Genomic DNA, 15297 nt, shown 5'->3' on the forward strand with positions numbered 1-15297 from the left:
TCATCTCTTCGGACGGCATTCTCCGCGGCCGCCCCATAATCGCATCCATGCTTCGCAGCCGGCGGGAGCCCCTTCAGCTACTGCCAATGGACACATACCCGTGTCGGGCGGTCAGCGGCGGGTATCGCGTATCGCTGTTCCCGGATGCCGGTCAGGGCAAAGCGCTCCCTTGAAGGCCCCCTTCAAGCTCGGCAGGACGATTGCCTTGGCGGTGATGTGGATCTCGTAGAGCGATCCCGGCACGAGTCCCCTTTGCAGCTGCTCCGCTCCGAGGAACTCGACCCCGTCCTCTCGGCCGAAGATGGTATGCTGGGCATGCCGCACGTCCTTGCAGGGCATCCAGGTGGGATCGGCCTCGCGAGCGTAGGCGACATGACGGCCTCGAGCGCGAAGCGCCTCCATTTCCGGGGAGACCGCGTTCGTCATGAAATAGATACCTTCGTCACCAGCCAGCATCAGCCCCGGCGGAATCCTGGTGCAGTCGAGGTCGTCAATGGTCGGGTTCGGAAACCCATCCGTGCGGAGCCCCTCCATCGCTGCAGCGCGTCCCGCCGCCTCCATGTCGGCGCGCCAGAGTGTGGGATCGAAGAGCTGGGCATAGGTCGGCCGGCGCGTTCTCGCGGTTTCCGAAAGGGCCAGGAGTTCGAGCAGGTGGTCCGCGTCGAACGTCGCCCTCATCGTCGAAGCCTCCTTTCTGGCGGGACCGCATCTCGCGATCGAAGAGATTGGCGAGGGCCTCGATCGCCCTGGTTGCTCTTCCTGCCCTGCACTTGGCCCGGGTCATTCTTCTTCGCTGCAGCGCCGGGGTCGACAATGAATCCGCTCTCCTGACCGTTCGAGAGAGGAACCTACACCGAAGCGGTGCTCCCTTAGGTCAGGTGCCGTCCGGATCGGAAGCGATCCGTCGTTGCTCATTCCCTTGTCATGCATCTCGACGAGCGTACCGCCCACGCCCGACATCAACTACGGGACGATGACCGTGCTCCACTCGCTCCTGTTCAGTGCGACCTTGTCGGGGGTGAGATGGACGGGGGGCATCGCGGATACTGCGTCGCCAGCCCATCGACAGATGGTTCGGGATGTCCAGGTCTCTATCAATGCCTACAATCGCGTGACCGAGCGCCCATTCAAGATCGTGGGGACCGGCGCGATCGGCGAAGCCTGTCAAATGCCGGAAAAGGCCGAGACGACGCGGCGCGCCCGGCGCCCGCGATCACTCGGCGCAGTTCTCTTCGAGCCAGTCGAGCGCGCCGGTCGTGATGCGGTGGATACGGGTCGAGAAGATCGCGGGCTCTTCATAGCTGTGTAGCTCGGTGATGGCCGCGACCACCTCGTTCCAGCGTGCCTCGACCGTCTTGATGTCCAGCCGCCATTCGAGATGGTCGTGGATCTCGCCTTCCCAGCGGTAGAGCGTGTCGATCCTGCGGATATGGACGGCGGCGGCGAGCCGGCGTTCGAGGAGCGCCCGCGCGATCTTGCGCGCCTCCTTCTCGCTGTCGCAGCCGGTGTGGATCAGCATGGGCATGCGCGAAGCCTCTCAAAAATCGTCGGGCTGGTCGAGCCCGAAACCCGCCACCCGGGCGGCGGCTTGGTGCAGCTTCACCCGCCCGGTCCGGTCGAGATCGAGCGTTCCGACAAGCCCGTCGACGGTTGCGTCCAATGCGAACTTCCGCCCAGCCGCGCCGCCGACATATGGGTGCGCAACTATGCGAGCGGCTACCGCTGCCCAGCAAGTCACCGCTTGGCCGGTTCTTGGTCCGCGGGTCACATTTTCAGAGCGCGGCCTGCCGGGTATTGCGCGCATAGGCTTGCTCGGCGGTCACGCGCGCTGTCTCGGCCCGGCCCAGAACCAAGACAAAATGGAGGCCGCCTCATGCCGGGGCAGCGCCATGCACCGCGTCAGGCGCCTCCACTTTCCACCTCGATTCCTGCGACCCCGCTTCCTCGCCCTGAGCTGCCGCGTCGCGTCGGCGCGCAGCTGCTCAATCCGTTCTTCGTACAGCCGGCACTGTGGCAGAACACAGGCTTGAGCCGCAGTTACCCCTTTCCCCGATGGGGGCACCCCACGCGAACGATCTCGGTGGTGCCGAGGGCTGAGAAGCGGTTCATGAGGGCGATGCGGATGTGGACCTCGGCGGTCTGGCGGTCGGGATCTCTCGCGGCGATGCGCTCCCCGAAAGCCTTGAGGCAGCGCATCCTGGCTTCGACACGGCTGCGGCATGAACCGAAACCCGAACGAGCCAGACCCTCCGTTCGACATCAGGCCATCGTGTCCCAGATCATCTGACGACGGACAGTCGTGCGATAGCGGGCAGGCAGAGGCTTCGTCATGCCACCCACCTAAGCGGCTGCTTCGTGGTGTGAACCGTCGGGCGGGGAGTTCTGCAACATGTGTAACCGCCCCAAGCGCAAGAGGTATCTTCAAAGCTGATCTTGGCGCGCCGTCGGGTGCTGACATGTGTCCGGCCTCTGATGCGGCTTAACATGCCGCCGGCCCGTATGGTGTGCGCAGGTCGGGTCCAAATCAACGCCGCGTGCTCGAAGGCACTTTGTTGCAGACTGGTTTTCCCGATCCCGTCTCACGACCGTTGCGCCATACAACTCCTTGCCCTCTTTCGCTTCGACGCCCTCGCGGCCGACGATGGCTTACGCCATCGCGACCGGAGACCTGTAGACGCCACCTCGAGCCATCAAGGCCCAGACGATCCGCGCCATCTTGTTGGCGAGCGCCACCCGCACCAACATCGGCGGCTTGCGCGACAGCAGGCCGCCCAGCCAGGTGCCCGGCTGCGCCTCCTTGTGGACGTGTCGCTTGATGACGACGCTATTGGCGCCGATGATCAGTAGACGCCGCAAGGATCGCTCCCCCATCTTCGTAGTGGCACCAAGTCGCTGCTTGCCGCCCGTCGAATGCTGTCGCGGCACCAGGCCGAGCCAGGCGGCAAAGTCCCGACCCCTTCGGAACGTCTCCGGCGGGGGCGCCAGAACCGCAATCGCCGTGGCGATCAGCGGGCCGATGCCCGGGATCGTCATTAGTCGTCGCGCGACGTCGCTCTCCTTGGCGCGACGGGCAATCTCTTTGTCGAGCTTTCTGATCTGAGCGTCGAGCTGCGCCAGCGTTCCGACCAGAACTTCCAGGGTGCCTCGTGCGTCGTCGGGTAGGCCGCTGCTCCGATTCTCTACCAGAGCCATCAGGCGCCCGGCGTTGGCGGCTCCTTGCGGCACCACCGCCCCGAACTCGGCCAAGTGGCCGCGCAGGGCATTGATCGCCTGAGTGCGCTGTCGGACCAGAAGCTCCCGGACGCGGAAGACCATGGCAGCCCCCTGGGTCGCTTCGCTCTTCACCGGCACGAAGCGCATCGACGGGCGCAGCGCGGCCTCGCAGATCGCCTCCGCATCGGCGGCATCATTCTTCTGGCGTTTGACGAAGGGCTTCACATACGCCGGCGGGATCAGCCGCACCTCGTGGCTCAGCCTGCCGATTTCACGGCCCCAGAAATGGGCGCCGCCACAGGCTTCCATGGCGACGACGCATGGCGGCACTTGGCTGAAAAAGGACAGGACCTGATCCCGGCGCAGCTTCTTGCGAATGACCGCGTGGCCGGAGCCATCAGCTCCATGCACCTGAAACACGTTCTTCGCCAGATCCAGACCGATTGTGGTAACTTCCGACATGACCGCCCTCCAATGTGGATTGTTGCAAACCCACCTTGGCACATCGATGCCGTCGGGGGGCGGTCACATCATCAACGCCGTGGAGACCCGATCTTCGTCACAATCCACGAAACAAGATCCGCAGTGGCAGTCCAGCAGGTCTTCTTGCCGTTGGCTGTGAACGCATAGCGACAAGACCCATGCGATGTTTTCTGCGGTCTTGGCGGGCAATATGCGTGTTCCGCTGCGGGCAGCTTGGTCCGGTACAGTCGGAGGCTGGCCCCTCCGAAGTACAGGGCCATCGCAGTTTCATCTTGATGGACTGCACAGAAAGGACCGCTGCCAATTACAAGAGCGGCGGGGCCTACTTGTGGTGCAACCTGCTCTCCAGAATGCGTTGCTCGATGGCGTCCAGACGCTTGAGAACCTCGTCCCGGTAGTCCTCCGTGGCCGCGTTGGTTTCCTGCGCGTGGGCGTCCTGCATGCTGTTCACGATGAGGCCGACGACGAGGTTCACGACGGCGAAGGTCGTCACGAGGATGAAGGGCACGAAGAACATCCAGGCGTAGGGATAGGTCTCCATGACCGGGCGGACGATGCCCATCGACCAGCTTTCGAGCGTCATGATCTGGAACAGCGAGTATGCGGAATGGGGGATGGTCTCGAACCACTCGGGGAACGCCTCTCCGAAGAGCTTGGTCGCCATCACCGCGGCGATGTAGAAGATCAGCGCCATCAGCAGGAAGACGGATGCCATCCCCGGCAGGGCCGAGACGAAGCCGTCGACGACCCGGCGCAGCGTCGGGGCGACCGAGATGATCCTCAGAAGCCGCAGGATCCGCAGGGCCCGAAGCACCGAGAGGCCTTGGGTGACCGGCACGAGAGCGATGGCCACGATGGCGAAGTCGAAGATGTTCCAGCCAGAGCGGAAGAAGGAGAGACCCCGCGCGAAAATCTTCAACGCGATCTCGACCACGAAGATCGACAGGCAGAGGACATCGAGAAAGACGATCAGTCGCCCAGCCACTGCCATCGCGGCCTCGGAGGTCTCGAGCCCGAGCACCACGGCGTTGAACAGGATCACGCCGGTGATGAAATTCCGCGTCGCCGAGCGATCAAGTATGTCCGCGATGTTCTGCCGGATCGACATGCCAACTCCATTCGAGAATTGGCGCCTCTATGCAAACCGGCGCGGCGGGAGACAAGCCGGATAAGCGTGCGACAGGATCGCTGCGACATCCCGTTTTGGAGAGCGCGTTAACGCAGAGCTGGCAGCACCCATTCGCTGCTCGACGGCTATTGGCCGAATGGGTCCCGTTTTGGCACTCGGGGCAAAATGAATTCTTCGAGAGGGTACGGCCAAGGCCCGCAGTTGAACTTATCAGCGTGGACGGTTGCAGTAGGCAAGAGACTGGCTCGCCCGTTCGCGACGCAACTGAGGTTTCGGTACCAACAGCAATAGCCAAATCCGTAGCGTCAATGATTTAAGGTAAATACATAATACAAATTACGCGCATAGGTTGTGTGTAGTGGTGGATTCACGTTCGAAGTGCAACTTCTGTATAGAAACAGATGGTTACATGGAGAACACTTGATGGGCACCTGCTACGCACATTTGGATCTCGAAGAGCGTCAAAAGCTCGCGCGATGGCGTGAAGCAAAATTGCCGATGAAAGAGATCGCCCTGCGGCTCGGCCGCGCCCCTTCCACGCTCTATCGGGAAATGCAGCGCAATCGCTTCATGGACGATGAGATCCCCGAGCTGAGCGGCTATTACGGCATGACCGCGCAACGGGCTTACGAGAAGCGTCGTGCCATCCATCGCAAGCTGGTCCAGCACCCGGTCGTGAAAGCTGCCGTGGTCGACCGCCTCAAGGCCGGATGGTCGCCCGAGCAGATCGCGGGCCGGATGAAGCTTGAGGGCCATGCCACGTCCGTCAGCCACGAGACCATCTACCGCTACGCCTATTCCGGAGATGGCCGGTCCGAGGCGCTTTATCGGCACCTGCCGGAGCACCGCCGCCGTCGTAGACCACGCGGCACGCGACGCCACCACGGTCGCAGATTCAGCGATGAACACAGCATTTTGCTGCGGCCCGTGGAGGTCTCCGAGCGCCAGCAGTTCGGCCACTGGGAGTGTGACTTGGTGATGCTTCGCAAAGAGTTCGGCAAAGCGAATATCACCTCACTGGTCGAGCGCGTCAGTCGCTTCACCGTCCTGGCGAAGAACGCCGATCGGACCTCCAAGCCGGTCATGGAGACCCTGATCTCCGGCTTGAAGGCCCTGCGCCAACCAGCCCGCCGCTCCATCACGTTCGACCGGGGCACCGAGTTTACCGCCTGGGCGCATCTCAAGGCCGGTCTCAGCGTGGCTCCATGGTTCTGCGACCCGCAATCGCCATGGCAAAAGGGAACGGTCGAAAACACCAACAACCGGATCCGAAAATACCTTCCTCGCAAGACCGACCCCACGGCGATCACAGATCGACATCTGACTTCGATCTGCGATCGCCTCAACGCCACGCCTCGGAAGTGCCTGGGCTACCAGACACCGGCCGAAGTCTTCCGGGAAAAGCTGATGGAGGCGATGCAATCAGGCGAGTAAGCTGAAGCCGTGGAAATTGCGCTTCAGCGTGAACTCACAGCTGCAAAGCTAAAGTGTCACCCATAAGCAATGCAGAAGTGTCACTCTCGCCTGCACCGGGCACAGGCAGAGAGACCGAGCATGGGATGGGTTCTGATGAGCGAGCGCGAGTTGCAGCGCGTCGAGGTTCTGGCGCAGATCGATGACGGTCGGATCGATGTCCAGAACGGCGCGCACCTGTTGGGGCTGACCCGGCGCCAGATCTTCCGGCTGCTGAAGCGATATCGTGCGGATGGTGCGGCGGCGATCCGGTCGGGGATCGTGGGCAGGCCCATCTCGCCCCCCGGCTCCTCGCGCCGCACCCGGTCGAGTAGGTGTACCAGCGAGCGGTGCCCGTCTCGGGCCCCGTCTCGGCCCGCTCGCCCCGGAACTGGTCGTTGAAGATCTTGAGGCTCACCGGCCCGCGATAACCGGTGGCCATCACCGCCCGCATGAAGGCCGTCCCGTCGAGATCGCCCTCGCCCGACATGTTGCGGAAGTGGCGCGACCAGTAGAGTAGGTCCATCTTGATCATCGGCGCGTGGTACATCTGCCCAAAGAATATCCGGGCCCCGGGATTGCGCCGGATCGTCTCGAGGTCGAGCTTGCGGCCCAGCGTGCGGAAGCCGTCGAGGATCAATTGGGGTGGTCGGCGCGGCAGACCCCTCAGGCATCGCGTGGATCGTTGACGTGCCGCCCCTAGGCCAGCGCCTCGTAGCCGACGCGCGGCCCGCGCTTCGCTGCCTGCTCGTCCAGTTCGCGGAATTCATCCGCCGCGCGATGGATGCCGCCTACGGCATCGGAGGCCACCGACGAGCAGACCAGCACCAGATCTGTGCCGAGCTGCTGCATCAGGTCGAATCTGCGCTCGGCCCGGACGGAGACGGCCCGCCGCGCCCCGGTCGGCCCCTCGAAATCGCGGAACGGCTGGAAGGTCTCGATCTCCAGTCCTTTGTCGCGGATCATCGCACCGATCTCGGCCGGCGAGCCGGCCTCGTCGATGAAATCCTGTTCGAAGTTCTCAATACCGTCGAAGCCCGCCGCTGCGATCGCTTCGAGATTCCCGCGCAGATCACCGGGCACCGAGACCGTGGCGATGGAGCGGCGCATGATCAGTCCTCCCGGAGCCGGCTGCGCAGCGCGTCTTCGTCGAGGCTGCGACCGGTAAAGAGCCGTGAGGCGTGGACCCCCTGATAGAAGTAGAGCTCCCAGCCGGAGATGATCTGCAGGCCCTCGGCTGCCGCATCGGTGAGGAACAGCGTGTCCTCGGGCGTGTAGACCGCGTCGAAGGCCCAGACGGCGCCTGCCATCGCCGCGCGCGGCAGCGGCGTGCCGGGATAGCCGTCCATACCGAGCGGCGTGCAGTTGATCAGCCCGTCGCAACCCCGCGCCGCCGCCTCGGCGTCGCCCGCCACCTCGACCGTCATGGCCGGCGCTGCGGCGCGGAGCTCGACCGCCAGCGTCTCGGCCTTGGCGCGATCGCGATCCACCAGCCGCAGCGCGGTGGCGCCCAGCCCTGCCAGCCCGAAGGCCACGGCGCGGCCCACGCCGCCGGTGCCGATCATCAGAACCGTGCCCGGCGCCGCCGCACCGCGCACCCTGGCATGCGCGGCCTTGAAGCCAGTGAAGTCGGTGTTGTGCCCCTTGGGCCCGTCGGCCTCGAACAGCACGGTGTTGACCGCGCCGATGCCGCGCACCAGCGGGTCGTCGACCGTGACCTTGCGCGCCGCGACCTCCTTGTAGGGGTAGGTGACGTTGATCCCGGCCCGGGTCACGGCGCAATCCGCGAACACCGCGTCGAAGTCATGGCCGAGCTCGGCGGGGATCAGGCTGTCATAGACGGTCGGTATCCCCAGCATCTCGCCGGCGATGCGGTGCAGGAGCGGCGAGCGCGAGGCGCGAATATTGTCGCCGATCAACCCGAGACGGAGCGTGTCGCTTGGCATGGTATGGTCCCTTGGCATGTCGGACCCCGTTGCCCCGGGGCCGCGCGGTGCCGAAGCGGGCGCGCAACCCGATCCAGAGCGGGGTCTGGCTGATGAAAATGAAGACGATGGCCCCGGACAGCACCAGCGACACCGGGCTGCCGAGGATGCCCCCGAACAGCCGGCCGAGATCCTCTTATTCGCTGATGATCGCCCGGCGCCAGTTCTCGTCGATCGGCCGGCAAAGGATCACGCCGAGGATGACGGGCCCAACCTGGTAGCCGTGGGCCTTGAGCAGGTAGCCGAAGGCTCCGAATAGCAGCATCCAGTAGACGGGCACTTTCTCGACCGGGTTACGACAACTGCTCTATCCTGTCGCAACCAGCATTGAACCCACCCTCATCGCACGAGACGCCGGACATTCGCATCGGCGGCATCAGGTTGCGACCAGTATTTCCATTGCGGTGCGATAGGCGCTTAGAACGGCCTCGCGTGCGATGTGATGCCCGCCGCGCACCACATGCCGTCCGGCGCTCCAGACATCGGTGACGACGCGGTCCGTCGCGGCGAAGACGAGACCGTCCAGCAGGCTGTCGCGCGAAAGCGCGCAGAGCGCGGCGGACTGGCTGTCGATCGCAACGAGATCGGCCAGATTGCCGGTGGCGATCGAACCTGCCTCGCGGGCGAGAGCCTGCGCGCCGCCTCGCGCCGCCGACATGTAGAGAAACCGACCGACCGACCCCTCGCCCGGGACCAGCACGTTGCGGCTCGTGTCGCGCAGGCGCTGCGAATATTCCAGCATCCGGAGCTCTTCGGTCAGCGAGATGTTGACGTTGGAATCTGACCCGATCCCGAGGCCGCCGCCGGCCGCGACGTAGTCCGGGCCATTGAACGCCCCGTCGCCGAGATTGGCCTCGGTGATCGGGCACAGCCCCGCCACGGCGCCGCTCGCGGCCATGTCGCGAGTTTCAGCAACCGTCATGTGGGTCGCGTGGATCAGGCACCAGCGGCCGTCCACCGGCTGATTGTCGAGCAGCCATTCGACCGGTCGCGCGCCCAGCCAGTCCTCGATCTCGCGCACTTCGCGCGGTTGCTCGGCGATATGGATGTGGATCGGCCCCTGCCCGTGCCGCGCCACCAGCCGCGACAGTTCTCCGGGGGATGTGGCGCGCAGGGAATGGGGTGCGATGCCGATCCGCGCGTCCCCCGGCAGGTGCCGCAGCGCCGCCGAAGCCGCGTCGAACAGGCGCTCGAAATCGTCCACGCCATTGCCGAAGCGTCGCTGGCCCGCGTTCAGTTCGGCCTGCCCCGCGCCGCCATAGCTGTAGAGAACCGGCAGATGCGTCAGCCCGATGCCGGTCCGCGCCGCCGCCGCGAAGATCCGCTCGGACAGCTCGGCGATGTTGTCGTAGGGCATGCCGCCGGGCTGGTGGTGGACGTAATGGAATTCTCCGACGCTCGCATAGCCCGCCTCGAGCATCTCGACATAGGCCTGCGCCGCGATCGCCTCGATCTGTTCCGGGGTTAGGCGGTCCATGAAACGGTACATCAGCTCGCGCCAGGTCCAGAAGCTGTCCCGGCCGGCCTGTCGGAATTCGGTCATGCCCGCCATCGCACGCTGGAAGGCGTGGCTGTGCAGGTTGCCAAGCGCCGGCAGCAGCGTGTCCACGCGGGTATCATTGGCTTCGGGCCCGGTGCCGGGATCGATCGAGACGATCCTGCCATCGCGCAGATCCAGCCGGACATTCGTCGCCCAGCCTTCGGCCAGCAAAGCCTGCTTCGCGTATATCACGGGCTATATCCTACGATATTAAGGCGGTTATGTATAGACATATAGGCGGGCCGCCGATAAGAGGAAAGCAGAATCTGGAGACATGTCCGATGCCCGATGCGCCCCGGCTGCTGACCAACCTGACCGCCGCCACCCTGATCGGGGACGCGCCCTATGGGCTGGTTTCGGATGGGGCCATCGCCATCGAGGGGGGGCATATCCGCTGGATCGGCGCGCGCGCCGACCTGCCGTCCGATTTCGCCGGGGCCGAGCGGGTCGATCTGGGGGGGCGGCTGGTGACGCCGGGGCTGATCGACTGCCACACGCATCTGGTGCATGGCGGCGACCGCGCCGCCGAATTCGAGATGCGGCTGAACGGGGCCAGCTACGAGGAGGTGGCGCGCGCGGGCGGCGGCATCGTCTCGACCGTCACCGCGACGCGAGAGGCGACGCAGGAGGTGCTGCTGGCCGGCGCCCTGCGTCGCGCCGACGCGCTGATCGCCGAAGGCGTCACCACGCTGGAGATCAAGTCGGGCTACGGGCTCGACCTTGAAACCGAGCTTCGCATGCTGCGGGTGGCGCGGGCGGTCGAGAAGAACCGACCGGTGCGGGTGAAGACCAGCTTCCTTGGCGCCCATGCGGTGCCGGTCGAATACCGGGACCGGGCCGACGCCTATATCGACGAGGTCTGCATCCCGGCGCTTCGGGCCGCCCATGCGGAGGGGCTCGCGGACGCGGTAGACGGTTTTTGCGAGGGCATCGCCTTTTCCCCCGCCCAGATCGCGCGGGTCTTCGACGTGGCGCGGGCGCTCGGCCTGCCCGTGAAGCTCCACGCCGAACAGCTGTCGAATCTCGGCGGCGCGGCGCTGGCGGCGGGTTACGGCGCGCTTTCGGCCGATCACGTCGAATATCTCGACGAGGCCGGCGTGAGGGCGATGGCCGGGGCCGGTACGGTCGCGGTCCTGTTGCCCGGCGCCTTCTACACGCTGCGAGAGACGCAAGAGCCGCCGGTGCGAATGCTGCGCGATCACGGCGTGCCCATCGCGATCGCAACAGATGCCAATCCGGGCTCGTCGCCGCTGACCTCGCTGCTGCTGGCGATGAACATGGGCTGCACCCTGTTCCGCCTGACACCGGAAGAGGCGCTGCGCGGCGCCACCGTGAACGCCGCCCGCGCCCTCGGGCTGGACGATGTCGGGACCATCGCCCCCGGCCAGCGCGCCGAACTGGCGGTCTGGGATGTCGAGGCGCCCGCCGAGCTATCCTATCGCATCGGGTTCAACCCGCTGCATTCCCGCATTTTCGGAGCCGTTCAATGACCAGTCTGACGCTCACCCCCGGCGCGGTGACGCTGGCCGATCTCGCCCGCCTGTATCGCGGCGAAGCCGCCCTGCGCCTCGATCCCGCCTGCCATGGAGCCATCGAGGGGGCCGCCGCCCGGATCGCCGCCGCCGCCAATGGCGAAGCGGCGGTCTATGGCGTGAACACCGGCTTCGGCAAGCTCGCATCGGTCAAGATCGCGGCCGAGGACACGGCGACCCTGCAGCGCAACCTGATCCTGTCGCATTGCTGCGGCGTGGGCGATCCGATCCCGCGCGCGCAGACCCGGCTGATGATGGCCTTGAAGCTGCTCAGCCTCGGGCGCGGCGCCTCCGGCGTGCGGATGGAGCTGATCACCCTGATCGAGGAGATGCTGGCGCGCGGCGTGACGCCGGTGATCCCGGTGCAGGGCTCGGTCGGGGCCTCGGGCGATCTGGCGCCGCTGGCCCATATGGCGGCGGTGATGATGGGCCATGCCGAAGCTGTCTTCGAGGGCGAAACCCTGCCCGGCGCCGAGGCGCTGAGGCGCGCCGGGCTCACGCCGGTGGAGTTTGGCGCCAAGGAGGGGCTGGCGCTGATCAACGGCACGCAGTTCTCCACCGCCTTCGCGCTGGCGGGGCTGTTCGACGCCTGGCGGGCGATGCAGGCGGCGCTGGTCACCTCGGCCATGTCGACCGATGCGATCATGGGCTCCACCGCACCCCTGCAGCCTGAAATCCATGCCCTGCGCGGCCATGCCGGGCAGATCGAGGCCGCCTCGGTCATGCGCGCCCTGCTCGACGGATCGGAGATTCGAGAAAGCCACCGCGAGGGCGACAGCCGGGTGCAGGACCCCTATTGCATCCGTTGCCAGCCGCAGGTGACCGGCGCGGCGATGGACATGCTGCGCATGGCCGGCCGCACGCTGGAGATCGAGGCCAACGCCGCGACCGACAACCCGCTGGTGCTGACCGAGGCGGGGCTGATCGTCTCGGGCGGCAATTTCCACGCCGAGCCGGTGGGCTTCGCCGCCGACATGATCGCGCTCGCCGTGGCCGAGATCGGAGCCATCGCGCAGCGCCGCATCGCGCTGATCGTCGATCCGACGCTGAGCTTCGACCTGCCACCCTTCCTGACCCCCGCGCCGGGCCTGAACTCGGGGCTGATGATCGCCGAAGTGACGACAGCGGCGCTGATGAGCGAGAACAAGCACCTTGCCAATCCTTGCGTGACCGACTCGACGCCGACCTCGGCCAACCAGGAGGACCACGTCAGCATGGCCGCGCATGGTGCGGTGCGGCTGGGCCGGATGGTGGCGAACCTCGAGCGGATCCTTGGCGTGGAATTGCTGTGCGCCGCGCAGGGCATCGAGTTCCGCGCGCCGCTTTCCACCAGCGCGCCGCTGCAAGCGGTGCTGAACCGCCTGCGTATGCATGTCCCGCCCCTGACCGAAGACCGCTACATGGCCCCCGACCTCGAAGCGGCCGCCGCGCTGGTGCGCGGCGCGGATGTCGTCGAGGCGGCTGGCTCGCCGATGCCGGAGTTGGGCGCATGACCCCGGTCGAGGTCAGCCGCGGCGACGGCCCGGTGGTGCTGGGCCTGCCGCATACCGGCACATGGCTGCCCGAGAATGTCCGCGCCCGGCTGAACGCGCGCGGGCGTGGGCTCGGCGACACCGACTGGCACATCCACAGGCTCTATGATGGCCTGCTGCCCGGCGCGACGACCGTGCGCGCCACCTTCCACCGCTACGTGATCGATGCCAACCGCGACCCGTCGGGCCAGAGCCTCTATCCGGGGCGGAACACCACCGGGCTGGTTCCGCTGACCGATTTCGACGGCGCGCCGATCTGGGACGACGCGCCCGACGCCAAGGAGATCGAGGCGCGCCGCGTCGCCTATCATGCGCCCTATCACGCCGCGCTCGAGGCAGAGCTGGAGCGGGTCCGCCAACGCCATGGTGTGGCGATCCTCTACGACTGCCACTCGATCCGCAGCCATATCCCGTTTCTCTTCGACGGCACGCTGCCGGATTTCAACATCGGCACCAACATGGGGGCGACCTGCGCGCCCGCCATCGAGGCCGCGACGCGCGAGATCTGCGAGCGGTCGAAGGGTCACACCACGACCGTCAACGGTCGCTTCAAGGGCGGCTGGACCACCCGCCATTACGGTCGCCCGGCCAATGGCCTGCACGCGATCCAGATGGAGCTGGCGCAATCGACCTACCTGACCGAGGAGGCGCCGCCCTGGGTCCTCGACGTCGAAAAGGCCGACGGTCTGCGCGAGCTTCTCGCTCGCATTCTCGAATCTCTGGCCGACCTGGCCCCGTCCCTTGGAGGCAAATGATGACCGATCCTCGCCACAATATGCGTGACATCTATCCCCCGATCGGCTCCGAGATCACCGCCAAAAGCTGGCTGACCGAGGCGCCGATGCGGATGCTGATGAACAACCTGCACCCGGATGTGGCCGAGAACCCGCACGAGCTGGTGGTCTATGGTGGCATCGGGCGCGCGGCGCGCACCTGGAAGGATTTCGACATCATCGTCGCCAGCCTGAAGGAACTGGAGGACGACCAGACCCTGCTGGTGCAGTCGGGCAAGCCGGTGGGCATGTTCCGCACCCACAAGGACGCGCCGCGGGTGCTGATCGCCAACTCCAACCTCGTGCCGCATTGGGCGAATTGGGACCATTTCAACGAGTTGGACAGGAAGGGCTTGGCCATGTACGGCCAGATGACCGCCGGGTCCTGGATCTACATCGGCAGTCAGGGCATCGTGCAGGGCACCTACGAGACCTTCGTGGAGGCCGGGCGTCAGCACTACGACGGCAAGCTTGCGGGGCGCTGGATCCTGACCGGGGGACTGGGCGGCATGGGCGGCGCGCAGCCCCTGGCCGCCGTCATGGCGGGCGCCTGCTGCCTCGCGGTGGAATGCGACGAGACCCGCGCCGAATTCCGCAAGCGCACGCGCTATGTCGACGAGATCACCCATTCGCTGGATGAGGCGCTGCGGATGATCGAGCGCTGGACAAATGCCGGCGAGGCGAAATCCGTTGCGCTGATCGGCAACGCGGCGGACGTGTTCCCCGAACTGGTGAAGCGCGGCGTGCGCCCGGATATCGTCACCGACCAGACCTCGGCCCATGATCCGATCCATGGCTACCTGCCGCAGGGCTGGAGCGTGGCGGAATGGCGCGACAGGCAGGAAAGTGATCCCAAGGCGGTGGAGAAGGCCGCGCGTGCCTCGATGAAGGTGCAGGTCGCGGCGATGGTCGATTTCTGGAACGCCGGCGTGCCGACGCTCGACTACGGCAACAACATCCGCCAGGTGGCGCTGGAAGAGGGTCTGGAGAACGCCTTCGCCTTTCCCGGCTTCGTGCCCGCCTATATTCGCCCGCTTTTTTGCAAGGGCATCGGCCCGTTCCGCTGGTGCGCGCTGTCGGGCGACCCGGAGGACATCTACAGGACCGACGCCAAGGTCAAGGAGCTGGTGGACGATCCGCATCTGCACAACTGGCTCGACATGGCGCGCGCGCGGATCAGCTTCCAGGGCCTGCCCGCGCGGATTTGCTGGGTGGGACTGGGCGTGCGCCACAAGCTGGGGCTGGCCTTCAACGAGATGGTCCGCAATGGCGAGTTGAAGGCGCCGGTGGTGATCGGCCGCGATCACCTCGACAGCGGCTCGGTCGCCTCGCCGAACCGCGAGACCGAGGCGATGAAGGACGGCTCGGACGCGGTGTCGGACTGGCCGCTCCTGAACGCGCTGCTGAACACCGCCTCGGGCGCGACCTGGGTGTCGCTGCATCACGGCGGCGGGGTCGGCATGGGGTTCAGCCAGCACTCCGGCATGGTGATCTGCTGCGACGGCACCGAGGATGCCGATCGCCGGATCGCCAACGTGCTGTGGAACGACCCGGCCAGCGGCGTGATGCGCCACGCCGATGCGGGTTACGACATCGCCAGAACATGCGCGCGCGAGCACGGGCTGAACCTGCCCGGCATACTCTGACCGCCCGCCGAA

The 15297-nt window shown here is 66.0% G+C and carries 13 protein-coding genes and 3 pseudogenes; 6 read left to right on the top strand and 10 right to left on the bottom strand.

What is annotated here, in order from left to right; genetic code table 11:
* Nucleotides 1-111: 111 nt before the first annotated feature.
* From ACRAQ3_RS19725 to ACRAQ3_RS19750, 6 genes and pseudogenes are all read right to left on the bottom strand, one after another.
* Nucleotides 112-678, bottom strand: a complete 567-nt coding sequence (locus ACRAQ3_RS19725) for a DUF3085 domain-containing protein (RefSeq protein WP_432257069.1) — start codon at nt 676-678, stop codon at nt 112-114.
* A gap of 535 nt (nt 679-1213) precedes the next feature.
* Nucleotides 1214-1525, bottom strand: a complete 312-nt coding sequence (cutA, locus tag ACRAQ3_RS19730) for a divalent-cation tolerance protein CutA (RefSeq protein ID WP_432257070.1) — start codon at nt 1523-1525, stop codon at nt 1214-1216.
* 12 nt (nt 1526-1537) lie between these two features.
* Nucleotides 1538-1660, bottom strand: coding sequence for a hypothetical protein (locus ACRAQ3_RS19735; RefSeq protein ID WP_432257071.1), 123 nt, complete (start codon nt 1658-1660; stop codon nt 1538-1540).
* A 377-nt stretch (nt 1661-2037) separates the two neighbouring features.
* Nucleotides 2038-2217: pseudogene (locus tag ACRAQ3_RS19740) on the bottom strand (hypothetical protein); the annotation flags it as partial.
* A gap of 429 nt (nt 2218-2646) precedes the next feature.
* A complete protein-coding gene (locus ACRAQ3_RS19745; RefSeq protein WP_432257072.1) occupies nt 2647-3675 on the bottom strand; it encodes an IS110 family transposase in 1029 nt (342 codons plus the stop codon).
* Between the two features lie 343 nt (nt 3676-4018).
* Complete coding sequence (locus tag ACRAQ3_RS19750; protein WP_432257073.1) at nt 4019-4804, bottom strand: ion transporter; 786 nt, start codon at nt 4802-4804, stop codon at nt 4019-4021.
* A 444-nt stretch (nt 4805-5248) separates the two neighbouring features.
* Here ACRAQ3_RS19750 and ACRAQ3_RS19755 point away from each other — a divergent pair, with 444 nt between their 5' ends.
* On the top strand, nt 5249-6259 hold the full coding sequence (locus ACRAQ3_RS19755; protein WP_432257074.1) for an IS30 family transposase: 1011 nt from the start codon (nt 5249-5251) through the stop codon (nt 6257-6259).
* 135 nt (nt 6260-6394) lie between these two features.
* A pseudogene (locus ACRAQ3_RS19760) lies at nt 6395-6496 on the top strand (hypothetical protein); the annotation flags it as partial.
* Between the two features lie 44 nt (nt 6497-6540).
* Here the strand turns inward: ACRAQ3_RS19760 and ACRAQ3_RS19765 are convergent.
* From ACRAQ3_RS19765 to ACRAQ3_RS19780, 4 genes and pseudogenes are all read right to left on the bottom strand, one after another.
* Nucleotides 6541-7387: pseudogene (locus ACRAQ3_RS19765) on the bottom strand (sugar phosphate isomerase/epimerase family protein); the annotation flags it as partial.
* 2 nt (nt 7388-7389) lie between these two features.
* Complete coding sequence (locus tag ACRAQ3_RS19770) at nt 7390-8223, bottom strand: shikimate dehydrogenase family protein (protein WP_432257075.1); 834 nt, start codon at nt 8221-8223, stop codon at nt 7390-7392.
* Nucleotides 8224-8398: 175 nt separating this feature from the next.
* A complete protein-coding gene (locus tag ACRAQ3_RS19775; protein ID WP_432257076.1) occupies nt 8399-8542 on the bottom strand; it encodes a hypothetical protein in 144 nt (47 codons plus the stop codon).
* Between the two features lie 96 nt (nt 8543-8638).
* Complete coding sequence (locus ACRAQ3_RS19780; protein WP_432257077.1) at nt 8639-9994, bottom strand: formimidoylglutamate deiminase; 1356 nt, start codon at nt 9992-9994, stop codon at nt 8639-8641.
* A gap of 89 nt (nt 9995-10083) precedes the next feature.
* On the opposite strand from ACRAQ3_RS19780, the gene hutI reads away from it, so the two are divergent.
* From hutI to hutU, 4 genes are read left to right on the top strand one after another with little or no spacing between them, the layout of a single operon-like run.
* A complete protein-coding gene (gene hutI / locus ACRAQ3_RS19785) occupies nt 10084-11292 on the top strand; it encodes an imidazolonepropionase (RefSeq protein WP_432257078.1) in 1209 nt (402 codons plus the stop codon).
* Nucleotides 11289-12827 carry a histidine ammonia-lyase gene (hutH, locus tag ACRAQ3_RS19790; RefSeq protein ID WP_432257079.1) on the top strand — a complete coding sequence of 513 codons (1539 nt, stop codon included), beginning with the start codon at nt 11289-11291 and terminating at the stop codon, nt 12825-12827. Before hutI ends, hutH begins: the two co-directional genes overlap by 4 nt.
* The gene (gene hutG / locus ACRAQ3_RS19795; protein ID WP_432257080.1) at nt 12824-13621 is read left to right on the top strand and encodes an N-formylglutamate deformylase; all 798 of its coding nucleotides are present in this window, start codon (nt 12824-12826) and stop codon (nt 13619-13621) included. Before hutH ends, hutG begins: the two co-directional genes overlap by 4 nt.
* Nucleotides 13621-15285, top strand: a complete 1665-nt coding sequence (hutU, locus tag ACRAQ3_RS19800) for a urocanate hydratase (protein ID WP_432257081.1) — start codon at nt 13621-13623, stop codon at nt 15283-15285. Before hutG ends, hutU begins: the two co-directional genes overlap by 1 nt.
* Nucleotides 15286-15297 lie beyond the last annotated feature (12 nt).

Origin of the sequence: Limimaricola sp. AA108-03, assembly GCF_050847355.1 — a bacterium.
In the GTDB taxonomy this organism is placed as follows: Bacteria; Pseudomonadota; Alphaproteobacteria; order Rhodobacterales; family Rhodobacteraceae; genus Limimaricola.

Bases quoted from the DNA above. Each gene is read 5' to 3' on its own strand.
- ACRAQ3_RS19745 (WP_432257072.1), bottom strand. From the start codon at position 3,675: ATGTCGGAAGTTACCACAATCGGTCTGGATCTGGCGAAGAACGTGTTT.
- hutG (WP_432257080.1), top strand. From the start codon at position 12,824: ATGACCCCGGTCGAGGTCAGCCGCGGCGACGGCCCGGTGGTGCTGGGC.
- ACRAQ3_RS19755 (WP_432257074.1), top strand. From the start codon at position 5,249: ATGGGCACCTGCTACGCACATTTGGATCTCGAAGAGCGTCAAAAGCTC.
- hutH (WP_432257079.1), top strand. From the start codon at position 11,289: ATGACCAGTCTGACGCTCACCCCCGGCGCGGTGACGCTGGCCGATCTC.
- cutA (WP_432257070.1), bottom strand. From the start codon at position 1,525: ATGCCCATGCTGATCCACACCGGCTGCGACAGCGAGAAGGAGGCGCGC.
- hutI (WP_432257078.1), top strand. From the start codon at position 10,084: ATGCCCGATGCGCCCCGGCTGCTGACCAACCTGACCGCCGCCACCCTG.
- hutU (WP_432257081.1), top strand. From the start codon at position 13,621: ATGACCGATCCTCGCCACAATATGCGTGACATCTATCCCCCGATCGGC.
- ACRAQ3_RS19750 (WP_432257073.1), bottom strand. From the start codon at position 4,804: ATGTCGATCCGGCAGAACATCGCGGACATACTTGATCGCTCGGCGACG.
- ACRAQ3_RS19725 (WP_432257069.1), bottom strand. From the start codon at position 678: ATGAGGGCGACGTTCGACGCGGACCACCTGCTCGAACTCCTGGCCCTT.
- ACRAQ3_RS19770 (WP_432257075.1), bottom strand. From the start codon at position 8,223: ATGCCAAGCGACACGCTCCGTCTCGGGTTGATCGGCGACAATATTCGC.